Raw genomic sequence first — 23,463 nt, forward strand, 5'->3', positions numbered from 1 at the left:
GGGCCGATGGTCAGCCGCCGCCCTCGCCCTCCCGCTCGGCCAGGAAGCGCTCGAACTCGGCCCCCAGCTCATCCGCCGAGGGCAGCTCGGTCGGCTCCGCGACCAGGTTGCCGCGGCTCTCGGCCCCGGCCACCGCGTCGAACTGGTGCTCAAGGCCCCGGACAAGCGAAACGAGGTCCTCGTCCCCTTCCGAGATCTGCCGCTCGATCTCCTCCTGCGTCTTGAGCGCCTCGTTGCGCAGCGCGTGCGCCACACCCGGCAGCACCAGGCCGGTGGCCGCCGTGACGGCCTCCAGCGCGGTGAGCGCCGCGTCCGGGTAGGCGGACCGGGCGAGATAGTGCGGGACGTGCGCGGCGACACCGAGCACATCGTGGCCCGCCTCGGCGAGCCGGTACTCGATCAGGGCCTCGGCGCTGCCGGGCACCTGGGCCTCGTCGAAGAAACCGCGGTGGCCGGGCATCAGATCGGTGCGGTTGCCGTGCGGGGTGATGCCGACCGGGCGGGTGTGCGGAACGCCCATCGGGATGCCGTGGAAATTCACGGCGAGGCGCACGCCCAGCCGCTCGATGATCTGGCGCACGGCCACCGCGAACCGCTCCCACTCCACATCCGGCTCGAGGCCCGCCAGCAGCAGGAACGGGGCCGCGGTCGCGTCGCGGACCAGATGGAGCTCGATCGCCGGGGTCTCGTAGTCCGTCCAGCGGTCGCGCTGGAAGGTCAGCAAGGGGCGCCGGGCCCGGTAGTCGACCAGCCGGTCGTGGTCGAAACGGGCGACAACCTGGTGCGGCAGCCCGTCGAGCAGCCGCTCGACGATCTGGTCCCCGGTCTCGCCGGCATCGATGTAGCCGTCGAAGTGGTAGAGCAGCACCAGCCCGGCCGAGTCCCGCGAGGCTATCGCGTCGACCTCCGCGAGTCCGCTCGGCTCCCATGCGTACAAATCCTGCGGATCTAGCACTGTGACCGCTCCTCCTTGTGTTCCGCACCGAAGAACACCGAACGGGGCCGGGGACATTCCCGCACCCGGCCGAACGTCTTCCGCGACGCCGACAGGGAGCCGCGGAGCGATGCGGGGTGACGGTTCGTCAACGGCGCTGGGCCCGCGTGGGTTTCTGCTGATGCGCACACGCACACGAGCGCGACGGACGCGAGCGCGAGACGAGCACGGCTCCGGCCGCGCACCAGCGCGGCGCGATTGCGACGTCAGCGCGCGGGGCAGGGTTGACGGGTCCGTGCGGCGCGCTTATCTTCGCGTGCCGCCAGAGGTTCACCATGGCAGCCCAAGTTCACTCTTCAGAACCGCGCAGGTGTCGCTCCCCGACCCCGGCACAGGAAGGCAGAGCCATGCACTCCCCCGGCCCCTCCCTCACCCGATTACGCAGCCTCGCCCCCGCCTCCGCCGCCGCGCTGGCCGCCGCCGGCGGGCTGATCGCGGCGGGCACGACCGCACGGGACGCCCCCGCCGTCACCGCCGCGCTGATCTCCGTCTCGGACGCCGCGGGGCTCAAGGACGCCCTCGCCACCGCCCGGCCCGGCGACACGATCCGGCTCGCCGACGGTACGTACCACGGCAGCTTCGAGATCACCGCCTCCGGGACCTCCGGCTCCAGGATCACCCTCACCGGCTCACCGAAGGCGGTCCTCACCACGAGCGGCGGCTATGGACTCCGTCTGAACGGCGCCTCGTACTGGACGGTCAAGGGCATCACGGTCAGCGGCGGCCGGGAGGGCATCAAGATCGACAGCGCGGAGAGCGTCACCGTCGACTCGGTTTCGGTCACTGTCCGGGACGTCCCGGAGCAGAGCTAAGGCCCGCTCCCCAGGAGGGAGCGGGCCTTATCAACGATCAGCCGGTGCGGCTAGCGGTGGCCGCCGACCGGGCCGGACCGGTTCAGCTCTGGCCGCCGGCCAGCTTCTCGCGGAGCGCCGCCAGCGCCTCGTCCGAGGCCAGGGCGCCGGAGTTGTCGGCCGACTCCGAGGAGTACGAACCGCCACCGGTGGCCTGCCCGCCCTGCGCCGGGGCAGCGCTGCCGGCCTCGGCAGCGGCCTGCTCGTCGGCCTCGCGCGACTTGATGACCTGAGCCTGGTGCTGCTCGAAGCGCTGCTGCGCCTCGGCGTACTGGGTCTCCCAGGCCTCGCGCTGGGTCTCGAAGCCCTCGAGCCAGTCGTTGGTCTCGGGGTCGAAGCCCTCGGGGTAGATGTAGTTGCCCTGGTCGTCGTAGGACGCGGCCATGCCGTACAGGGTCGGGTCGAACTCGACCACGGACGGGTCGGCACCGAAGGCCTCGTTGGCCTGCTTCAGCGAGAGGCTGATGCGGCGGCGCTCGAGGTCGATGTCGATGACCTTGACGAAGATCTCGTCGTTGACCTGGACGACCTGCTCCGGGATCTCCACGTGGCGCTCGGCCAGCTCGGAGATGTGGACCAGGCCCTCGATGCCCTCGTCCACGCGGACGAACGCACCGAACGGAACCAGCTTGGTGACCTTACCCGGGACGACCTGACCGATCTGGTGGGTCCGGGCGAACTGCTGCCACGGGTCTTCCTGGGTCGCCTTGAGCGACAGGGACACGCGCTCGCGGTCCATGTCGACGTCCAGGACCTCGACCGTGACCTCCTGGCCGACCTCGACAACCTCGGACGGGTGGTCGATGTGCTTCCAGGACAGCTCGGAGACGTGAACGAGACCGTCGACGCCACCCAGGTCCACGAAGGCACCGAAGTTGACGATGGAGGAGACGACACCGGAGCGCACCTGACCCTTCTGGAGGGTGGTGAGGAAGGTCTGGCGGACCTCGCTCTGGGTCTGCTCCAGCCAGGCACGGCGGGACAGGACCACGTTGTTGCGGTTCTTGTCCAGCTCGATGATCTTGGCCTCGAGCTCCTTGCCCACGTAGGGCTGCAGGTCGCGGACGCGGCGCATCTCCACCAGGGAGGCGGGGAGGAAGCCACGGAGGCCGATGTCGAGGATGAGACCACCCTTGACGACCTCGATGACGGTACCGGTGACGATCCCGTCCTCTTCCTTGATCTTCTCGATGGTGCCCCAGGCACGCTCGTACTGGGCGCGCTTCTTCGAGAGGATCAGGCGGCCTTCCTTGTCCTCCTTCTGGAGGACAAGGGCCTCGATCTCGTCGCCGACGGCCACGACCTCATTGGGGTCGACGTCGTGCTTGATCGAAAGCTCGCGGGAAGGGATGACGCCTTCGGTCTTGTAACCGATGTCGAGCAGGACCTCGTCCCGGTCGACCTTCACGATGACGCCGTCGACGATGTCGCCGTCGTTGAAGTACTTGATCGTCTCGTCGATCGCGGCGAGGAAGGCTTCCTCGGAACCGATGTCGTTTACCGCCACCTGCGGGGTGGTGCGGGTTGCCTCGGTGCTGCTCGTCATGTGGGAAAGGGCTCCGGTACGGACATTGAAGTCGTAGGTACTGCTACGCCGGGACCCTTATCGCACTGCCGAAGCCGGACAGCCTTGGAGGCGTTTGTCTTTCCGAGGGATCGAAAAGCGCCTCGGCAGCCGAGGGGACATGCAACAGATACGAGCGCGGCCTGCTCCGTCTGAGGCGCGCAAGCCCGCAGCGCAACTTGTAGCATACGGGGGCAGCCGGGCATGGTCAATGCACGAAGAGCGCACGCGGGGCTTAACCCCCCGAACCCGGCGATTCGCATGGTCCGTTACTGCGACGCGGTCCTCACCGTGCCCCGCAGCCACAGGTCGATACAGAGAGTACGACGACGCGCGCGATGGTCCAAGAACACGAGCCCAGGGACGCCCCGGCACCCGGCACCCCGGCACCCGGCACCCCGGCAGCGGACGACCTGACACCGGAAAACCCGGAGCCGACGGCCACCCGCCGGATCGCCGACGACACGGAGAGCAGCCGGGCCAGCCGGGGGTGGTGGGACCGCAACGCGGACGAATACCAGGACGAACACGGCGGCTTCCTCGGCGACGACCGGTTCATATGGGGCCCCGAAGGGCTCGACGAGGCCGAGGCGGGGCTGCTCGGGCCGGCCGACGGGCTCAAGGGGCTCGACGTCCTGGAGGTCGGCGCGGGCGCGGCACAGTGCGCGCGCTGGCTGGCGGCGCGGGGAGCGCGCCCAGTGGCGCTCGACCTCTCCTACCAGCAGCTGCGGCACGCGCGGCGGATCGACGCCGAGGCCGGCCGCGCGTCCGGGATCGCCCTGGTCCAGGCCGACGCCACGGCCCTTCCCTTCCGGGACGGCTCGTTCGACCTGGCCTGCTCCGCTTACGGGGCGGTCCCGTTCGTCGCCGATCCGGTGCGGGTGATGCGCGAGGTCCGGCGGGTGCTGCGGCCGGGCGCGCGCTGGGTCTTCTCGGTGTCCCATCCGGTGCGGTGGGCCTTCCCCGACGAGCCGGGTCCCGAGGGGCTGTCCGTCGCCGCCTCCTACTTCGACCGCACGCCCTACGTGGAGCAGGACGAAGCGGGCCGGGCCGTCTACGTGGAACACCACCGGACCCTCGGCGACCGGGTACGGGACGTGGTGGCCGGCGGCTTCCGGCTGGTCGACCTCCTGGAACCCGAGTGGCCCGCGTGGAACACCCAGGAGTGGGGCGGCTGGTCCCCGCTGCGCGGAAACCTCATCCCGGGCACCGCCATCTTCGTCTGCGAGCGGGACTGAGCCGGCCGGTGACCCTCCGTACCGACGCACTCGACGGCTTTCCCGAAGTCCCCGGGCTTGCCGGATTTCCCGGGCTTCCCGTGCGCGAAGCCGTACCCGCGCTGCTGCGCGCCCTCGAGGACCGTGGGGCGGCCGTGCTGTGCGCGCCCCCGGGGACCGGCAAGACCACGCTGGTGCCGCTGGTGCTGGCCGGCCTGGTGGGCGACGGCCGGCCGGTACGGCGGGTGCTGGTCGCCGAGCCTCGGCGGATCGCGGCGCGGGCCGCCGCGCGGCGGATGGCGTGGCTCCTGGGCGAGCGAGTGGGCGGGAAGGTCGGATTCACCGTGCGCGGGGAGCGGCAGGCCGGGCGCGGGACGGTGGTCGAGGTGGTGACCACCGGTGTGCTGTCGCAACGACTGCAACGTGATCAGGAGCTGGCCGGGGTCGACATGGTCGTCCTCGACGAATGCCATGAGCGGCATCTGGACGCCGACACGGCCGCCGCCTTCCTGCTGGACGTCCAGGCCACGCTCCGCCCCGATCTGCGGCTGGTCGCGGCCTCCGCGACGACGGACGCGGAGGGATGGGCGCGGCTGCTCGGCGGCGACGCCGAGCCCGCCCCGGTGGTGTCCGCGCCGGGCGTGTCCCACCCCGTGGAGGTGGTGTGGGCGCCGCCCCCGCGCCCCGTACGCCCACCGCACGGGATGCGGGTGGATCCGGCCCTGCTGGAGCATGTGACGACCGCAGTACGGCGGGCGCTGCGCGAGCGGGACGGCGATGTGCTGTGCTTCCTGCCCGGCGTCGGCGAGATCGCGCGGGTGGCCGGGCAGCTGGGCGGCCTGACGGACGTGGACGTCCTGCAGGTGCACGGCCGGGCGTCCGCCGCCGTACAGGAGGCGGTGCTCGCGGGGTCGGACGGCGGCCGGCGGCGGGTGGTGCTGGCGACCTCGGTCGCCGAGTCGAGCCTGACCGTGCCGGGCGTCCGGGTGGTCGTGGACTGCGGTCTCGCGCGCGAACCGCGGATGGACCACGCGCGCGGGCTGAGCGCGCTGACGACCGTAAGGGCGTCACGGGCGGCGGCCCGCCAGCGCGCGGGCCGCGCGGGGCGCGAGGCGCCGGGCGTGGTCTACCGCTGCTGGCCGGAGGCGGAGGACGCCCGGCTGCCGCGCTTCCCCTCCCCGGAGATCGCCGTTGCGGACCTGACGGCCTTCGCCCTGCAGGCGGCCTGCTGGGGCGACCCGGACGCGTCCGGCCTTGCGCTGCTGGACCCTCCGCCGGCCGGGGCGATGACGGCCGCCCGGGAGACGCTCACGGCGATCGGCGCCGTGGACCCCGCCGGACGAGCCACCGAACGCGGTACCCGGATGGCCCGGCTCGGCCTCCACCCCCGTCTCGCCCGGGCGCTCCTGGACGGCGCCCAGCAGGTCGGCGCCCGCCGGGCGGCGGAGGTCGTGGCGCTCCTGAGCGAGGAGCCGCCGAGGGAGTACGGCGACGATCTGGCCGCCGCCTGGCGCACCGCCCGCCGCGGCGGCGACCCCTACGCCGCAAGGTGGCGCCAGGAGGCCCGCCGCCTGGAGCGTGCCCTGCCCCCTGCGGCCGGCTCCCCCACGGCCCCGGGCTCGCCCGGCCTGCCGGACGACGGGGCAACGGCCGGGCACCCCGACCCCCACCCCACCCCGGCGACACCCAACCCCGACGCACGGACCGAACGGCGGCAGACCGCCCCCCGGGCACGGCCGGCGGACACCTCGCCCCACCCCCACCCACAGACACCCGCCGCCCCAGCAACCCAGCAAGCCACCCCGGACGCCACCCAGGGCCACGACAGTGCCCGCACCGCCCAGCCCCGCCCCGAGCACCCCGACCCCGACACACGGACCCGACAGCCGCGGACCGACCCCCGGGCACGGCGGACGGGCGGCGTTGTGGGGGTTGGTGAGCGTGCCGCGGGTTGGGGGGATGACGCGGTGGCCGGGCTGGTGGCCGCGTTGGCGTTTCCGGAGCGGGTGGCCCGGCGACGGGGTGAGCGGGCTTATCTGATGGCGGCCGGCACGGGGGCCGAGCTGGGGGACGGGTCGCGGCTCGGCGGCGCCCCCTGGCTCGCCGTGGCCGTCGCGGACCGGCCGGTGGCCTCCGCGTCCGCGCGGGTTCGGCTGGCTGCCGTGACCGACGAGGACACGGCCAGTGCGGCGGCCGCCGCGCTGGGGTCGGACAGCGAGGAGGTGCGCTGGGCCGACGGTGACGTGGTCGCGCGCCGGGTGGCCCGGCTGGGCGCGATCGAGCTGGTGGCCCGGCCGCTGGCCGCGCCCGATCCGGCACTCGTACGCGAGGCCCTGCTGGAGGGGTTGCGCCGCGAGGGGCTGGGGCTGCTGCGGTGGTCGGCGCAGGCCGCTGCGGTGCGGCAGCGGCTGGCGTTTGTGCACCGGGAGCTGGGCGAGCCCTGGCCGGACGTCTCGGACGCGGCGCTGCTGGAGCGTGTCGACGACTGGCTGGGCGTGGAGCTGGACCGGGCCCGCCGACGGGCAGATCTGGAGAGGGTGGACGCCGGGCAGGCGCTGGCCCGGCTGATGCCGTGGGCCACGGGCGACGCCGCGCGGTTCGAGGAGCTGGCGCCGGAGCGGATCGAGGTGCCGAGCGGATCGCGGGTGCGGGTGGAGTACGGCGAGGGGCAGCCGGTGCTGGCGGTGAAGCTGCAGGAGCTGTTCGGCTGGCAGGAGACGCCGCGGATCGCGGGCGGGCGGGTGCCGCTGCTGGTGCATCTGCTGTCGCCGGCGGGGCGTCCGGCCGCGGTCACCGCCGATCTGGCGTCGTTCTGGAGGGACGGCTACCGGTCGGTGCGGGCCGAGCTGCGCGGCCGGTACCCCAAGCACCCCTGGCCGGAGGATCCGGCGACGGCCGAGCCGACCCGGCGGACCAACACCCGCCGCTGAACCGTAGGGACCCGCCACTGAACCGTAGGCACCCACCACTGAACCGTAGGCACCCACCGCTGAACCGTAGGGACCCGCGGCGGAACCGCAGGGATCGCCGCCGGAACCGTAGGGACCCGCGGCTGAACCGTAGGGACCCGCCGCTGAACCGTCGGAACCCGCTACTGAACCGTAGGGACCCGCCGCGGCTGAACCGGTAGGCACCCGCCACTGAACCGTCGGGATCCGCCACTGAACCGTAGCCGCCGCTGAACCGTAGCCGCCGCGGAACCGTAGGGACCCGCCGCGGAACCATAGGCACCCGCCGTCGAACCGTAGGCACCCGCCGCGGAACCGTAGCCGCCGCTGAACCGTCGGGAACCGCGGCGGAACCGTACGGGAATGCGCCGTTCAGTCGGCCCAGGCGCGAAGCCGCCGCGCGGTCTCGCTCAGCCGGAACCTGGAGTGCTTCCGTATGTCGCGGACCAGCGTGACCATCCCGCCCGGCGGAGGCGTGATCGGCTCGCCGGACTCCTCCATGTACATCTGCGCGCACGCCGCGCCGATCGTGGCGTTGTAGTCGGAGAACGGCTCGAGGATCAGCGAGGTGTGCAGAAAGGTCGCGGCGCGCGCCGCGGCCTCCTCGTAGTAGGGCTCCCCCGCGAACCGCTCATAGCGGTGCCGCTCGGTCATGCAGTGCAGGGCGCCCCAGTCCCGCACGGGGGTGTTGACCGGGGAGACCTCGACCTGAACGTTGAGCACCCAGCCGGCGTCGACATACAGGATCACCGCTGGCCTTCCGGGAACTCCCGCTCGAATTCGGTCTTGTACTCCAGCGCGAACTTCACGGCCCCCTCGACGAAGCGCTGCTTCTGCCGCCGCCGCACCACGTCCTCGGTCAGTATGTCGTGGGCCAGCCGCTTGATCGCCACGCCCTTCTCCTTGGCCTCGGCGCGCAGCTCGGCCAGCTCCTGCTCGGTGAACTCGATCGTGATGCCAGGCATGGGCGGCATGCTAGCCACGCCAACACCGTGATCACTACCGGCTTCGCTACCCCGAGCGAATCCCGGGGACGGAAGTTGACGCGTCGCGCCGGACGCCGGCCGCCCGGAAAGCCGGCGGCGCCGGGCGGCCGCCGCGGGCCTCCGGCAGCAGCGCGAGCCGGCCCAGCAGCGTCCCCAGGGTGAGAAGGCCCCACGGCAGAAAGGTGGCGAGCGCGAGGATCAGCCGGCGCTGGAACGTCACGAGCGCGACCGTGTGTGCGATGTAGTCCTCGCGCATCCAGGGGACAGTCTGTTCGAAGTACTAAGCGGATGCGGTGAAGTTCGCCGCTGATCCCTCGCCGTTCGGCCTGGCCGAGGGCTTGGACGCCGAGAAGGATCAGCACTTGACTTCGCCGTAACCGCTTAGACCTTCAGCCCGCGGAAGGTCCGGGTGCGCCGTCTGACACGGCGCCAGGGCGGGGGCACCGCGTAGCAAGGGGGCCGCGAATGAGAACACGCGGGCGTGAACACAGCGCACCGCCCCCGGGCCCGGTGCGGGCTCGGGGGCGGTGCGTCAGGGCCGTCAGGGCCGCAGGGCCGTCAGGAGGCGGCGGCCTGGGTGACGGTCAGCTCGATGTCCAGCACCGCGCCGTCGGCCGTGGTCAGCCGGAGCAGGAAGGTGCCCGCGTGGTCATCGGTGAGGATCTTCGGCAGGGTGAGCTGCCCGAGGACGTTGGTCTTCAGGGCGGTCAGGGTGCGGACCGGCTTGCCCTTCTCGTCCAGGAAGTACGGGCCCTTGTCGTTCACCTGGGGCTGCCCGGCCTTCGCGGACTCCGGCGTGATCATGGTCGCGGTCACCGGCACCTGCGCCGCGACCTTGCCCTTGTACGTCGCCTTGACGGTGAGCGGATCGGTGAAGAACCCGCCGGTCTCGGCCGTGAGGGCCTTGTCATTGAGCCGGGCCAGCGCGTCGGCCCGCGGCGCGGGCCGGGCCTTGACGGTCGCGGCGAAGTCGACCGGGGCCACATCGCGCCCGACCACCGTGGCGCGCACGGTGAACGCACCCGTCTTCTCGCCCGCGGTCAGCTTCGGCGCGGTGGCGATGCCGTCGGAACCGGTGAGCACGGTGGCGGACCTGACCAGGCCGATGAAGCGGGCCTGCGTCTCGCCGCGGATCTCGTACCTGATCCGCGCCCCGGCCACCGGCTTGCCCTCGGCGTCCACGGCCTTGACCCGGGGCAAACGGTCGAAGTCGGCGCCCGCGGTGGCGGACAGCTCCCTGGCGCCGACGGAGCCGAGCTTGCTGGCGACCCGGGGGGCGGGGGGCGTCGGGGTCGTCTTCGGGGGCTTGGGCGTCTGCGAGCCGGGGATCTCGACCTTGTCCTCGCCGGTCGCCGGGGGCGTCGGGGTGGAACTGTCGCGCCCTCCGGTGTGCTTGGGGAGGGTATGGGCGCGATGCTCCTTCTTGCCCTTCCCCTTGCCCTTCTTCCCGGAGCCGGTGCCGTCCCCGCGGCTCGTGCCGTCGTTCGAGGGCAGCACTCCGGTGCCGTCGGGGACCTCATGGGTGCCCGACTTGTAGTACTCGAACCACGACAGGACCGTGTTCAGATACTCCCGCGAGCGGTTGTACCCGAGGATCGCGTCGTTCAGGTCGTCCTGGACGGACAGATCGCGGCCGCCCGCGCAGAGGTAGGCGCCGGCGGCGAGCGCCGCGTCATAGACGTTGTTGGGGTTCTTCTCTCCGTCGCCGTTGCCGTCTTTGCCCCAATTGGCCCACGTGGACGGGATGAACTGCATGGGGCCGACAGCCCGGTCGTGCGTACGGTCACCGTCGTACGCACCGCCGTCGGTGTCCTTGATCAGGGCGAAGCCCTTGCCGTTGAGGGCCGGGCCGAGGATGGGCGCGACCGTGGTGCCCTCGGAGTCGAGATTTCCGCCACGGGCCTGGCCGGACTCGACCTTGCCGATCGCGGCGAGCAGCTGCCAGGGCAGATTGCAGCCCGGTTTCGACTTGTTGAGGGCCGCTTCGGCCCTCTTGTACGCGTCGAGGACGGACGCGGGGATGCCCGCCTCGGCCTTGGCGCCGCCACCCGGGAGCCCGGGCAGGTCGATGGAGGAGCCCGGCTTGTCGGGCGTCTTCAGCGGCGGGAGATCGGTGTGGTAGGACGAACCGCCGTCGATGGGGAGGTCCGCCTCGGCCGGGGTCCGCGACTCACCGGCCGCCTGTTCCCGGTCGCGGTCCCGGTCGCCGTGGTCCGCGGTGCTGGCGAACCCGGGCCCCTGGGACGCGGTGAGGGCGGCCATCGCGGCCGCCGCCACCGCCGTCGTGGCCGCCCCCTTGCGCAGTCGTCGGCCGATCAGCGGTGCCATCCGTGTGTCCCTCCCGTCGAACACAGCGCGCTCCCCTGCGCATTAACCCTGGTGACACTACGACAACTTATGGCACGCAGCCACCGCTGCAAACCGCGCGTCGGCCAATCTCTCAGTGGGCGGCCGACTCCCAGTCAGATCCGACGCCGACCGACACATCCAGCGGGGCGCGCAGCTCGAAGGCGTCCGCCATCTCGCGGCGCACCAGCTCCTCGACCCGCTCGCGCTCACCCGGGGCGATCTCCAGCACGATTTCGTCGTGGACCTGGAGCAGCATCCGCGACGCCAGCTTCTCCCGCGTCAGCGCCGCGTCCACCTTCAGCATGGCGATCTTCACGATGTCGGCGGCAGTGCCCTGGATCGGGGCGTTGAGCGCCATCCGCTCGGCCATCTCGCGGCGCTGGCGGTTGTCGCTGGTGAGGTCCGGGAGATAGCGGCGGCGGCCGAGCATGGTCTCCGTATAGCCGGTGGCGCGTGCCTCCTCCACGACCCGCTGAAGGTAGTCGCGCACCCCACCGAACCGCTCGAAGAAGTTCTCCATCAGCCGGCGGGCCTCGTCGGCCGTGATGCCCAGCTGCTGGGAGAGGCCGAACGCGGAGAGCCCGTACGCCAGTCCGTACGACATCGCCTTGATCTTGCGGCGCATCTCCGGGTCGACCTCGGACTTGGCGACGCCGAAGACCTGGGAGGCAACGGTGGTGTGCAGGTCCTCTCCGGAGGCGAACGCCTCGATCAGCCCCTCGTCCTCCGAGAGATGGGCCATCACGCGCAGCTCGATCTGGCTGTAGTCGGCGGTCATCAGCGACTCGAAGCCCTCACCGACGACGAAGCCGCGCCGGATCGCCCGGCCCTCGTCGGTGCGCACCGGGATGTTCTGCAGATTGGGGTCGGTGGAGGACAGCCGGCCGGTGGCCGCCACCGTCTGGTTGAAGGTGGTGTGGATGCGGCCGCCGGGGGCGATCGTCTTGATCAGCCCCTCCACGGTGGAGCGCAGCCGGGCCTGCTCACGGTGGCGCAGCATGATCACCGGAAGCTCGTGGTCGGTCTGCGCTGCCAGCCAGGCGAGCGCGTCGGCGTCCGTGGTGTACCCGGTCTTGGTCTTCTTGGTCTTGGGCAGGCCCAGCTCGCCGAAGAGCACTTCCTGCAGCTGCTTGGGCGAGCCGAGGTTGAACTCATGGCCCACCGCGGCGTGCGCCTCCTTGACCGCCTGCTGGACGGCGCCGGCGAACTGCTGCTCCATGCGCTCCAGCCAGGCGCGGTCAGCGGCGATTCCCGAGCGCTCCATCCTGGCCAGCAGCTCGGAGGTGGGCAGTTCCACATCGTGCAGCAGCCCGGCCGCGCCCACGTCCTTCAGCCGGCCGCCGAACGCCTCTCCGAGGTCCAGCACCGTCCGCGCCTTGATCATCAGGGCGTCCTGCTCGGCCTGCTCATCGGTGCCGAAGGCCAGCTGTCCGCTGTCAGCGGCGGCCGCCGGGGACAGCTCGCGGCCAAGATACTCGACCGACAGGGCGTCCAGCTCGAAGGAGCGGCGGCCGGGCTTGACCAGATAGGCGGCCAGCGCGGTGTCCATGGTGACGCCCGCGACGGACCAACCGTGCTCGGCGAAGACCCGCATGACGCCCTTGGCGCTGTGCGTCACCTTGGGCCGGTCCGCGTCGGCGATCCAGTCGGCGAACGCCCGCTCGTCGGCCTCGTCCAGCCCGGACGGGTCGAAGCAGACGGCCGGCCCCTCGGCGGTGGCCAGCGCGATCTCGCTCACGCTGCCGCTGCCCAGGGCCCAGACGTCGACGGTGGCCAGACCCAGCCGCGCCGCGCCGTGGCGCTCCAGCCAGGGGGCGAGCTCGCCCGCGCCCAGCGTCACACCGTCGATCTCGACACCGGGGGACGGCGCCGCGGGCTCGTCCTCGGCCGCGCCCGGGTCGACCGCCATGATCCGGTCGCGGAAGTTCTGGTGGCGGAACTCCAGTGCGTCGAGGATCACCGAGAGCGCTTCCCTGTTGTACGGAGCGCGCTTGAGCCCCTCGGGGCCGGTGCCCAGCTCCACATCCCGCACCAGCTCGGTCAGCTGCCGGTTGAGCTTGACGGCCTCCAGATGGTCGCGGAGCTTTTCCCCGACCTTCCCCTTGACCTCGTCGGCCCGCTCCACCAGCTCCTGGAACGACCCGAACTGGTTGATCCACTTCGTGGCGGTCTTCTCACCGACACCCGGAATGCCGGGGAGGTTGTCCGACGGGTCGCCGCGCAGCGCCGCGAAGTCGGGGTACTGGCGCGGGGTGAGACCGTACTTCTCCTGGACCTTCCCGGGGGTGAACCGGGTCAGCTCGGAGACGCCCTTGGTCGGGTAGAGCACCGTGACATGGTCGCTGACCAGCTGGAACGAATCCCGGTCGCCGGTGACGATCAGCACCTCGAAGCCCTCGGCCTCGGCCTGGGTGGCGAGGGTGGCGATGACGTCGTCGGCCTCGAAGCCGTCCACCGCGAAGCGGGTGATGTTCATGGAGTCGAGCAGCTCGCCGATCAGCTCGACCTGGCCCTTGAACTCATCGGGAGCCTTGGAGCGGTTCGCCTTGTACTCCGTGAACTGCTCGGAGCGCCAGGTCTTGCGCGAGACGTCGAACGCCACGGCCAGGTGCGTGGGTTGTTCGTCACGGAGCGTGTTCGCCAGCATCGAGGTGAAGCCGTAGATCGCATTGGTGGTCTGGCCGGTGGTCGTGTTGAAATTCTCCGCCGGCAGCGCGAAGAACGCCCGGTATGCCAGGGAATGCCCGTCCAGCAGGAGCAGGCGGGGACGGTCCTCCCCCGTACGGTCGGGCGCGGGCGCTGCGGTCTTCTTCGATGCTTTCTCTGCCACGTCCCCGATCCTGCCACGCCCCACCGACAATGCTCCCCGCCTCCGTCACCGGACCCGGCCCGGACCGGCCCGCACTCCCGGATGTCAGGGGTCCATGACAGGATCTGAGGGAAGACGCATGTACAGGTCACGCAACGCCCGAGCCCCAGGGGGAGCGACATGGCAGCGAAGCCACCCGCAGGCGACCCGGTCCAGGACGCGCCCGAGGTCGCGCCCCCGCAGCACGCCGCCGCCGGCCTGCCCGCCGTCGCCCACTCCCTGCGCATCGCCCAGCAGCAGATGGGCGTGCGCCGCACCGCGCTCACCCTCCTGCGGGTCAACCAGAAGAACGGCTTCGACTGTCCTGGGTGCGCCTGGCCCGAGCCGGACAAGCGGCACACCGCCGAGTTCTGCGAGAACGGGGCGAAGGCCGTCGCCGAGGAGGCGACGCTGCGCCGCGTCACCCCCGACTTCTTCGCCGCCCACCCGGTCGCCGACCTCGCCACCCGCAGCGGGTACTGGCTCGGCCAGCAGGGCCGGCTGACCGAGCCCATGTATCTGGCCGAGGGCGCCGAGCGTTACGAGCCGGTCACCTGGGAGCGCGCCTTCGACATCGTCGCCGACGAGCTGGGCGCCCTCGACTCCCCCGACGAGGCCGTCTTCTACACCTCGGGCCGCACCAGCAACGAGGCCGCCTTCCTCTACCAGCTCTTCGCCCGCGAATTCGGCACCAACAACCTGCCCGACTGCTCCAACATGTGCCATGAGTCCTCCGGCTCGGCGCTCACCGAGACCCTGGGCGTCGGCAAGGGGAGCGTGCTGCTGGGGGACCTCCACCAGGCCGATCTGATCATCGTGGCCGGGCAGAACCCGGGCACCAACCATCCGCGCATGCTCTCCGCCCTGGAGAAGGCCAAGGCCGACGGCGCGAGGATCATCTCCATCAATCCGCTGCCCGAGGCGGGCCTGGAGCGCTTCAAGAACCCGCAGAACGCGCGCGGCATCGCGGGCGGTGGCACCGCGCTCACCGATCTCTTCCTGCAGATCCGGCTCGGCGGCGACCAGGCCCTCTTCCGCATCCTCAACAAGCTGATCCTCGAGCGTGACGGCGCCGACGCCGTTGACAAGGCGTTCGTCCGAGAGCACACCCATGGCTTCGAGGAGTTCGCCGCCGCGGCCCGCGCCGCCGACTGGGACGAGACGCTGCGCGCCACCGGCCTGGAGCGCGCCGACATCGACCGCGCGCTGGACATGGTCCTCGCCTCCAAGCGCACCATCGTCTGCTGGGCGATGGGCCTGACCCAGCACAAGCACTCGGTGCCCACCATCCGGGAGATCGTCAACTTCCTGCTGCTGCGCGGCAACATCGGCCGCCCCGGCGCCGGGGTGTGCCCGGTGCGCGGCCACAGCAATGTGCAGGGCGACCGCACCATGGGCATCTTCGAGCGCCCCGCCCCGGCCTTTCTGGACGCCCTGGAGCGGGAGTTCGGCTTCGCCCCGCCGCGCGAGCACGGCTTCGACGTCGTCCGGGCCATCCGCGCCCTGCGCGACGGGCGGGCGAAGGTCTTCTTCGCCATGGGGGGAAACTTCGTCGCCGCCTCCCCCGACACCGAGGTGACCGAGTCCGCGATGCGCACCGCGCGGCTGACCGTCCACGTCTCCACCAAGCTCAACCGCTCGCACGTGGTCACCGGCGCCCGCGCGCTGATCCTGCCCACCCTCGGCCGCACCGAGCGGGATCTGCAGGACGGCGGCCCCCAGTTCGTCACCGTCGAGGACTCCATGGGCATGGTGCACGCCTCGCGCGGCCGACTGGAGCCCGCGAGCCCCCATCTGCTCTCCGAGCCGGCCATCGTCTGCCGGCTGGCCCGCCGTGTGCTGGGCCCCGGAAGCCGCACCCCCTGGGAGGAGTTCGCCAAGGACTACGCGAGGATCCGCGACCGTATCGCGGCCGTCATCCCCGGCTTCGATGACTTCAACGCCCGGGTGAGCGACCCCTCCGGCTTCGCCCTGCCGCACGCCCCGCGCGACAGCCGCAGCTTCCCCACCGCCACCGGCAAGGCCAACTTCACCGCCGCCCCCGTCGAGTACCCGGCGGTGCCCGAGGGCCGGCTGCTGCTGCAGACCCTCCGCTCCCACGACCAGTACAACACCACCATCTACGGTCTGGACGACCGCTACCGCGGCATCACAGGCGGCCGCCGGGTGGTGCTGGTGCACCCCGAGGACGCCCGCGGGCTCGGGCTCGCCGACGGCAGTTACGCCGATCTGGTCAGCGAGTGGACGGACGGCACCGAGCGGCGCGCCACCGGCTTCCGGGTGGTCCACTACCCGACCGCGCGCGGCTGCGCCGCCTCGTACTACCCGGAGACCAATGTGCTGGTTCCGCTGGACGCCACCGCCGACACCAGCAACACCCCGGCCAGCAAGTCCGTGGTGGTCCGGCTGGAACAACAGAAGGACCCCGTCTAAGCGTTCGCTCAGCGACCTGATAAGAGTGTGCTGACAAGAAAGATGGCCACCACAAGCAATCGATCGGAGCCGGTCCTCATGGGCGAGCAGACCAGCGTGAAGTTCCCGCAAGAGGTCATCGACGAATACGCGGCGCTCGGCGTCGACCTTCCCGCGCTGTTCTCCGCCGGACACCTCGGCACCCGCATGGGCGTGCAGATCCTCGAAGCCTCCGCCGAGCGGGTCGTGGGCACCATGCCCGTGGAGGGCAACACCCAGCCGTACGGACTGCTGCACGGCGGCGCCTCCGCCGTGCTGGCCGAGACCCTCGGCTCGGTCGGCTCGATGCTCCACGGCGGCAGCCGGCGGATCGCGGTCGGCGTCGACCTCAACTGCACCCACCACCGCGGCGTCCGCTCCGGCCTGGTCACCGGCGTCGCCACCCCCGTCCACCGGGGCCGTTCCACCGCCACCTACGAGATCGTCATAAGCGACGAGCAGGACCGGCGGGTGTGCACCGCCCGGCTGACCTGCCTGCTGCGCGAGATGGACGAGTCCGGCCGGCCCAAGACCCTCGCCGACATCACCGAGGCCAAGGAGCGCGCCGAGCGGTGACGCCCGGCGCCGCGGACGACCGCCGCGCGCCCTGACCGAGGCCGCCCGCCACCCGGCGTTCCCCGCCCAGCGGGCGGCCCGGGCACGGCCGTTGCCTCCCCCGAAGGCCGGGCCTACCGTTTCTCCATGAGGGCATCGACCCGCCCGGGCTCATGGCCCATCGTCGTCTGCGCGCTCGTCCTCGCGTCCGCCCTCACCGGATGCGGCGGCTCCGGTCACGGCCCCGCCCCCGGCCCCGAAAGCCCCTCCGCCCGGCCCGCCTCACCCGTGCGGCTGTGCGTCCATCTGATCTCCTACTGGGCCGAGCAGGACCTGACCGGCGGCCGGTGGGCCGGTCTGGACTGGGAGCAGAAGGGGCTCTCCAACCAGCAGTACGAGATCTACGACGCCATCGTCCGCGCCGCCCGCACCGAGTGGACCCACTACGGCGCCCGGGCCGCCAGGAAGTTGATCGCCCGTCAGGCGGAAGCGCGCTGCGCGGCCGAGCACGGTGCCACCCACAGCTCCGAGAACTGGCGCCCGCCGGCCCAGCGCCACCCCCGCACGGCGCCGAGCCCCCGCCGCCCGTCGTAACACACCGTAACAATCACGCAATACACGACCGGACACGCTCCCCCGTCGGCAACCACACATGCGATCTCTCCGCGCCCCCGCGCACCCACCTCTGCGCACGTCATCCGCCAGTTCTCCGCACTCCTTAGCGGAACTGCATCTTCTCACCATCCGGACCACATGATTAGTCCGGATTCACCCCACTCGTCCCTTACGTTCCGCTACACGAACACCCCACAGTGACGCGCGCCATAACAAGACAGTCACATCATGGGCCGCACCTCTGCCCCCCGCAGCGCCCCACGCTTAGAGTCACAGCCAGTCACGACCGCGTCGGGTGTACGCCGCACCTGCACGTCAGTACCAGGTCCATCCGGCGAGGACACGGCGCTCCGGAACAGGGGCGCCGGGCCAGGGAAAGGATTCCTCGTGCGACACCGTTCCTTGCTTCTCATGACGACCGCGATCACTGCGGGAGCGCTCACCCTCAGCGCATGCGGGTCGCGCGACAACAAAGACGACAGTGGCGGCAAGGACAAGAAGACGACCGTCGTCATCGGAGTCGACGCCCCGCTGACCGGCTCGCTGTCCGCCCTCGGCCAGGGCATCAAGAACTCCGTCGATCTCGCGACGAAGATGGCCAACAAGAACAACGAGGTCCCCGGCGTCACCTTCAAGATCAAGGCATATGACGACCAGGCGGTGCCCTCCTCCGGCAAGCAGAACGCCACCTCCATGGTCGACGAGGAGGACATCCTCGGCATGGTCGGGCCGCTGAACTCGGGCGTCGCCCAGTCCATGCAGGGCGTCTTCAACAAGGCCGACCTCGCCCAGGTATCCCCCGCCAACACCAACCCGGCGCTGAGCCAGGGCGACAAGTGGGCCTCCGGCAAGAAGGCACGCCCCTTCAAGACCTACTTCCGCACCGCGACCACCGACGTGATCCAGGGCCGGTTCGCCGCGCGGTACTACTACAAGGACGCCAAGAAGCGGAAGGTCTTCGTCGTCGACGACAAGCAGACCTACGGCGCGGGCCTCGCCACCATCTTCGCCCAGGAGTTCAAGCGTCTGGGCGGCAAGGTGGTCGGCACCGACCACCTCACCGTCAAGGAGACCGACTTCTCCGGCATCGCCAACAAGGTCAAGTCCGCCGGCGCCGACTCCGTCTACTTCGGCGGCCAGTACCCCGAGGGCGGCCTCCTGTCCGACCAGGTCAAGCAGGCCGGCGCCCAGGTCCCGGTGATGGGCGGCGACGGCATCTACGACCCCGCCTTCATCAAGGCCTCGGGCACCAAGAACGACGGCGACTTCGCCACCTCCGTCGGCTACCCGGTCGAGCAGCTCGACTCCGCCAAGACGTTCGTGAAGAACTACCAGGCGCAGGGATACCAGGACCCGTACGCGGCCTACGGCGGCTACTCCTACGACGCCGGCTGGGCCATCATCCAGGCCGTCAAGGCCGTCGTCGCCGACAACGACGGCAAGCTGCCCGACGACCCCCGCGCCAAGATCACCGAGGCGCTCAGCAAGGTCTCCTTCGACGGCGTCACCGGCAAGGTCGCCTTCGACCAGTACGGGGACACCACCAACAAGCAGCTGACCGTCTACGAGGTCAAGAACGGCGCCTGGAAGGCCGTGAAGAGCGAGACCTTCAAGGACTGACCCCGGCCCGGACCCTCACTCTCACGAAACGCAACCGCGCGAGGGCGCACACCAGCGCCCTCGCGCGGCGTCATATCCGACACGCTCATCGGAGGCCCTGCGGTGCACGAACTGCCGCAAACGCTGGTCAACGGCCTGACCCTCGGCGCCCTCTACGGCTTGATCGCCATCGGGTACACCATGGTCTACGGCATCGTCCAGCTCATCAACTTCGCCCATGGCGAGATCTTCATGATCGGGGGCTTCGGGGCCCTCACCGTCTACATCTGGCTCCCCAGCGGTACCGCGCTCTCCCTGGCCCTGCCCCTGATGCTCATCGGCGGCATCGTCGCCTCGGTGGGCATCGCCACGGCCGCCGAGCGCTTCGCCTACCGGCCCCTGCGCGGCGGCCCACGGCTGGCCCCCCTGATCACCGCGATCGGCCTGTCCATCGCGCTGCAACAGGCCGTCTGGGCGTTCTACCCGGACGCCAAGAAGGCGCGCAGCTTCCCCCAGTTCGAGGGCACGTCGTTCAAGATCCTCAGCAATTTGCACATCCAGCGCGGCGACGCCTTCCTCCTCGTAGCCGCCCCGCTGTGCATGCTCGCCCTGGGACTGTTCGTCTCCAAGAGCCGGGCCGGCCGCGCCATGCAGGCGACCGCGCAGGACCCCGACACCGCCAAGCTCATGGGCATAAACACCGACCGCATCATCGTGATGGCCTTCGCCATCGGCGGCGCCTTCGCCGCCGTCGCCGCCCTCTCCCACGGGCTCAAATACGGCCAGATCAACTTCGAGATGGGCTTCATCGCCGGCCTCAAGGCCTTCACCGCCGCCGTCCTCGGCGGCATCGGCAACATCTACGGCGCCATGCTCGGAGGCGTCGTCCTCGGCGTCGCCGAAGCCCTGGCCATCAAGTACATCCAGGACATCCCCGGCATGGACCAGCTCGGCGGCGGTGCCTGGAAGGACGTATGGGCCTTCACCCTGCTCATCGTCGTGCTGCTGGTCAGGCCCCAGGGCCTGCTCGGCGAACGCGTAGCGGACCGGGCGTGAGGGAGTGAACCGATGACCAACGACAAGACCCAGAGCGCCAACCAGACCCAGAGCGCCGGCGAGACCCAGAGCGCCGGCGAGACCATCACCAAGACCGGCATCACCACCCCGCGCACCACCCTGCTCCGCGCCCTCACCGCGGCCGCCGGCGCCGCCGCCGTGATCTCCACCTTCCTCGCCTGGACCTGGACCGCGGAGTTCCCCGGCGACCTGACCGTCTACGGCTACCCCGGCGGCCTCCAGCTCCTCACCCTCGTCCTGGGCGCGGCCACCGCCGTGTTCTCCCTCGCCGCGCTCGACCTGCGCGGCCTGCGCTGGCTCACCCCCGCCGGCTCCACCATGGCCCTGCGGGTACTGGCCCTCGGCACCTTCGCCGTCACCTGGTTCACCGTCATCGCCATCACCGTCGACCTGGGCGGACTGGTCAACCTGGAACCGGGCGGCTGGATCGCCGCCCTCGTCACCGCGGTGCCGGTCGCCACCACCTTCCTGCTCCCGGACGACACCCGGCCCGTCCGCCGCCCCCAGGAGCTCCCCTCCTGGGCCCATATCCTCATCATCGCGGCGGTCTTCGGCCTCGGGCTCCACGTCGTCAACTACGGCATCCAGACCGACGCCGACCACCCGGAGCCGTTCCTCGGCTACCTCATCAGCGTCTGCTTCGCCGCGACCGCCCTCACCAAGGCGGGCCTGATCACCCGGCTCAGCGGGCTCACCGCCGCCTACCGCTCCACCACCCTGGTCGCGGCCCTGCTCACCGCGCTGGTCTTCCCCTTCATCCAGGACAAGTCCAGCTACACCGAACTCGGCGTGACCATCGCGATCTTCGCGACCGTCGCACTCGGCCTGAACATCGTCGTCGGCCTCGCGGGCCTCCTCGACCTCGGTTATGTCGCCTTCCTCGGCGTCGGCGCCTACACCGCCGCCCTGGTCTCCGGCTCCACCGCCTCCACCCTCGACGTGAAGTTCCCCTTCTGGGCCGCCGTGATCACCGGAGCCGTGGTCTCCCTGATCTTCGGCGTCGTCATCGGCGCCCCCACCCTGCGGCTGCGCGGCGACTACCTCGCCATCGTCACCCTCGGCTTCGGAGAGATCTTCCGGATCGCCGTCAGCAACCTCGACGGCACCTCCGGCCCCTCGGTCACCAACGGCCCCAACGGCATCCCCAACATTCCGCCGCTGGAGATCTTCGGCTTCAACTTCGACGAAGAGCACACCTTCGCCGGACTCTCCCTCGACTCCAACGGCAACTACTACCTGCTGATGCTGCTGGTCACGATCCTGGTCGTGCTCGTCTTCAGCCGCGCCGGCAACTCCCGCATCGGCCGCGCCTGGGTAGCCATCCGCGAGGACGAGACCGCCGCCACCGCCATGGGCATCAACGGCTTCCGCGTCAAGCTCATCGCCTTCGCCCTCGGCGCCACCCTCGCCGGAGTCGCCGGAACCGTCTGGGCCCACGTCCAGAGCACCGTCGTCCCCGAGCAGTACGTCTTCGCCGGATCCGTCCCGCCGAACTCCACCTTCCTGCTCGCCGCAGTCATCCTCGGCGGCATGGGCACCATAGGCGGCCCGCTGCTCGGCGCCACCCTGCTCTTCCTCATCCCCAAGAAGCTGGAATTCCTCCAGGACTACCAGCTGCTGGCCTTCGGCGTCGCGCTCATCCTGCTGATGCGGTTCCGCCCCGAAGGGATCATCCCCAACCGGCGGCAGCAGCTCGAATACCACGAGACCGGCCAGCTCGACGTCCCCGACGACACCCGGCTCCAGAACAGCGCCGTCGGCGTCACCAAGGCGGAGGCGTGACAGACATGACCACCACCAAGACCTCCCCCGTGCTCACCGCCACCGGCGTCACCATGCGCTTCGGCGGACTCACCGCCGTACGCTCCGTCGACCTCGACGTCCACCCCGGCGAGATCGTCGGCCTCATCGGCCCCAACGGCGCGGGCAAAACCACCTTCTTCAACTGCCTCACCGGGCTCTACGTCCCCACCGAAGGCAGCGTCTCCTACCAGGGCTCGGTACTGCCGCCCAAGCCCCATCTCGTCACCCAGGCAGGTGTCGCCCGCACCTTCCAGAACATCCGCCTCTTCTCCAACATGACCGTCCTGGAGAACGTCCTCGTCGGCCGCCACACCCGCACCAAAGAAGGCCTGTGGTCCGCCCTCCTGCGCGGCCCCGGCTTCAAACGCGCCGAAGCCGCCTCCAAGGCGCGCGCCATGGAACTCCTGGAGTTCACCGGCCTCGCCGACAAGGCCGACCACCTCTCCCGCAACCTCCCCTACGGCGAACAGCGCAAGCTGGAAATCGCCCGTGCCCTCGCCAGCGACCCCGGGCTGCTCCTCCTCGACGAGCCCACCGCCGGAATGAACCCCCAGGAGACCCGGGCCACCGAAGAACTCGTCTTCGCCATCCGGGACAAGGGCACCGCCGTACTCGTCATCGAGCACGACATGCGCTTCATCTTCAACCTCTGCGACCGGGTCGCCGTGCTCGTCCAGGGCCAGAAGCTCATCGAGGGCACCTCGGACGTCGTCCAGAGCGACGAGCGCGTCATCGCCGCCTACCTCGGCACCCCCTTCGAGGGCGACCCGGGCGAGGCCGAGGCCGCCGAGGTCGCGGCGGCCGAAGCGGACGCGGAGGCCGCAGGGGCCCAGAAGAGCACCACAGCACGTACGGAGGACGAACAGTGACCGCACTGCTCGAGGTCGAGGACCTGCGGGTCGCCTACGGCAAGATCGAAGCCGTCAAGGGCATCTCCTTCAGCGTCGAGGCCGGCCAGGTCGTCACCCTCATCGGCACCAACGGCGCCGGCAAGACGACCACCCTGCGCACCCTCTCCGGCCTCCTGGAACCCCTCGGCGGCTCCATCCGCTTCGACGGCAAACCCCTCAAGGGCGTCCCCGCCCACAAGATCGTCGCCCTGGGCCTCGCCCACTCACCCGAGGGACGCCACATCTTCCCCCGGCTGACGATCGCCGAGAACCTCCAACTCGGAGCGTTCCTCCGCAAGGACACCGACGGCATCGCCGCCGACATCCAACGCGCCTACGAGCTCTTCCCCATCCTCGGCGAACGCCGCACCCAAGCCGCCGGCACCCTCTCCGGCGGCGAACAGCAGATGCTCGCCATGGGCCGCGCCCTGATGTCCCGCCCCAAGCTGCTGATGCTCGACGAACCGTCGATGGGCCTCTCGCCGATCATGATGCAGAAGATCATGCAGACCATCGCCGAGCTCAAGGCCCAGGGCACCACCATCCTCCTGGTCGAGCAGAACGCTCAGGCCGCCCTGTCCCTGGCCGACCAGGGGCATGTGATGGAGATCGGGAAGATCGTGCTCTCGGGGACGGGGGAGGGTCTGCTGCACGACGAGTCGGTACGGAAGGCGTACCTCGGCGAGGACTGACCCCGCACCGCCGCACGGACGGAA

Annotated in this window: 17 protein-coding genes and 1 pseudogene; 11 read left to right on the plus strand and 7 right to left on the minus strand. The window is 70.8% G+C overall.

Annotation, left to right across the window (positions count from 1 at the left end):
* Positions 1-10 precede the first annotated feature (10 nt).
* On the minus strand, positions 11-955 hold the full coding sequence (locus tag ABZU99_RS11975) for a PAC2 family protein (RefSeq protein WP_355939577.1): 945 nt from the start codon (positions 953-955) through the stop codon (positions 11-13).
* A 386-nt stretch (positions 956-1,341) separates the two neighbouring features.
* On the opposite strand from ABZU99_RS11975, the pseudogene ABZU99_RS11980 reads away from it, so the two are divergent.
* Positions 1,342-1,791: pseudogene (locus ABZU99_RS11980) on the plus strand (hypothetical protein); the annotation flags it as partial.
* A 97-nt stretch (positions 1,792-1,888) separates the two neighbouring features.
* Here the strand turns inward: ABZU99_RS11980 and rpsA are convergent.
* Entirely contained in the window at positions 1,889-3,391 is a 1,503-nt protein-coding gene (gene rpsA, locus ABZU99_RS11985; RefSeq protein WP_355939574.1) for a 30S ribosomal protein S1, read from the minus strand.
* Between the two features lie 356 nt (positions 3,392-3,747).
* On the opposite strand from rpsA, the gene ABZU99_RS11990 reads away from it, so the two are divergent.
* Together ABZU99_RS11990 and ABZU99_RS11995 are read left to right on the plus strand one after the other, a co-directional pair.
* A complete protein-coding gene (locus tag ABZU99_RS11990; RefSeq protein WP_356046853.1) occupies positions 3,748-4,647 on the plus strand; it encodes a methyltransferase domain-containing protein in 900 nt (299 codons plus the stop codon).
* Between the two features lie 80 nt (positions 4,648-4,727).
* The gene (locus tag ABZU99_RS11995; protein ID WP_356046870.1) at positions 4,728-7,556 is read left to right on the plus strand and encodes an ATP-dependent helicase C-terminal domain-containing protein; all 2,829 of its coding nucleotides are present in this window, start codon (positions 4,728-4,730) and stop codon (positions 7,554-7,556) included.
* A gap of 390 nt (positions 7,557-7,946) precedes the next feature.
* Here the strand turns inward: ABZU99_RS11995 and ABZU99_RS12000 are convergent, their stop codons facing one another.
* The 5 genes from ABZU99_RS12000 to polA form a co-directional block, all read right to left on the minus strand.
* Positions 7,947-8,324, minus strand: coding sequence for a hypothetical protein (locus ABZU99_RS12000; RefSeq protein ID WP_355939568.1), 378 nt, complete (start codon positions 8,322-8,324; stop codon positions 7,947-7,949).
* Entirely contained in the window at positions 8,321-8,539 is a 219-nt protein-coding gene (locus tag ABZU99_RS12005; RefSeq protein ID WP_355939566.1) for a hypothetical protein, read from the minus strand. The genes ABZU99_RS12000 and ABZU99_RS12005 overlap by 4 nt, the downstream gene beginning before the upstream one ends.
* Before the next feature lie 46 nt (positions 8,540-8,585).
* Complete coding sequence (locus ABZU99_RS12010) at positions 8,586-8,816, minus strand: hypothetical protein (RefSeq protein ID WP_355939563.1); 231 nt, start codon at positions 8,814-8,816, stop codon at positions 8,586-8,588.
* A 302-nt stretch (positions 8,817-9,118) separates the two neighbouring features.
* Positions 9,119-10,888 carry a lytic transglycosylase gene (locus ABZU99_RS12015; RefSeq protein ID WP_356046850.1) on the minus strand — a complete coding sequence of 590 codons (1,770 nt, stop codon included), beginning with the start codon at positions 10,886-10,888 and terminating at the stop codon, positions 9,119-9,121.
* 112 nt (positions 10,889-11,000) lie between these two features.
* A complete protein-coding gene (gene polA / locus ABZU99_RS12020) occupies positions 11,001-13,739 on the minus strand; it encodes a DNA polymerase I (protein WP_355939557.1) in 2,739 nt (912 codons plus the stop codon).
* A 159-nt stretch (positions 13,740-13,898) separates the two neighbouring features.
* Between polA and ABZU99_RS12025 the strand changes: the two genes are divergently transcribed.
* From ABZU99_RS12025 to ABZU99_RS12060, 8 genes are all read left to right on the plus strand, one after another.
* Positions 13,899-16,190, plus strand: a complete 2,292-nt coding sequence (locus tag ABZU99_RS12025) for an FdhF/YdeP family oxidoreductase (protein ID WP_356046848.1) — start codon at positions 13,899-13,901, stop codon at positions 16,188-16,190.
* A gap of 78 nt (positions 16,191-16,268) precedes the next feature.
* A complete protein-coding gene (locus ABZU99_RS12030; protein WP_355939551.1) occupies positions 16,269-16,784 on the plus strand; it encodes a hotdog fold thioesterase in 516 nt (171 codons plus the stop codon).
* A gap of 126 nt (positions 16,785-16,910) precedes the next feature.
* The gene (locus tag ABZU99_RS12035) at positions 16,911-17,357 is read left to right on the plus strand and encodes a hypothetical protein (RefSeq protein WP_355939548.1); all 447 of its coding nucleotides are present in this window, start codon (positions 16,911-16,913) and stop codon (positions 17,355-17,357) included.
* A gap of 408 nt (positions 17,358-17,765) precedes the next feature.
* Entirely contained in the window at positions 17,766-18,998 is a 1,233-nt protein-coding gene (locus ABZU99_RS12040) for a branched-chain amino acid ABC transporter substrate-binding protein (protein WP_355939545.1), read from the plus strand.
* A 102-nt stretch (positions 18,999-19,100) separates the two neighbouring features.
* Entirely contained in the window at positions 19,101-20,033 is a 933-nt protein-coding gene (locus ABZU99_RS12045; RefSeq protein WP_356046845.1) for a branched-chain amino acid ABC transporter permease, read from the plus strand.
* Between the two features lie 12 nt (positions 20,034-20,045).
* Positions 20,046-21,836: a branched-chain amino acid ABC transporter permease gene (locus ABZU99_RS12050; protein ID WP_356046843.1), complete on the plus strand. Its 1,791-nt coding sequence runs from the start codon at positions 20,046-20,048 to the stop codon at positions 21,834-21,836.
* Between the two features lie 5 nt (positions 21,837-21,841).
* On the plus strand, positions 21,842-22,726 hold the full coding sequence (locus ABZU99_RS12055; RefSeq protein ID WP_355939536.1) for an ABC transporter ATP-binding protein: 885 nt from the start codon (positions 21,842-21,844) through the stop codon (positions 22,724-22,726).
* Entirely contained in the window at positions 22,723-23,439 is a 717-nt protein-coding gene (locus ABZU99_RS12060) for an ABC transporter ATP-binding protein (RefSeq protein ID WP_355939533.1), read from the plus strand. Before ABZU99_RS12055 ends, ABZU99_RS12060 begins: the two co-directional genes overlap by 4 nt.
* The last annotated feature ends 24 nt before the right edge of the window (positions 23,440-23,463 follow it).

The sequence above is a fragment of the Streptomyces sp. NPDC005266 genome (assembly GCF_040607655.1).
Lineage (GTDB): Bacteria > Actinomycetota > Actinomycetes > Streptomycetales > Streptomycetaceae > Streptomyces.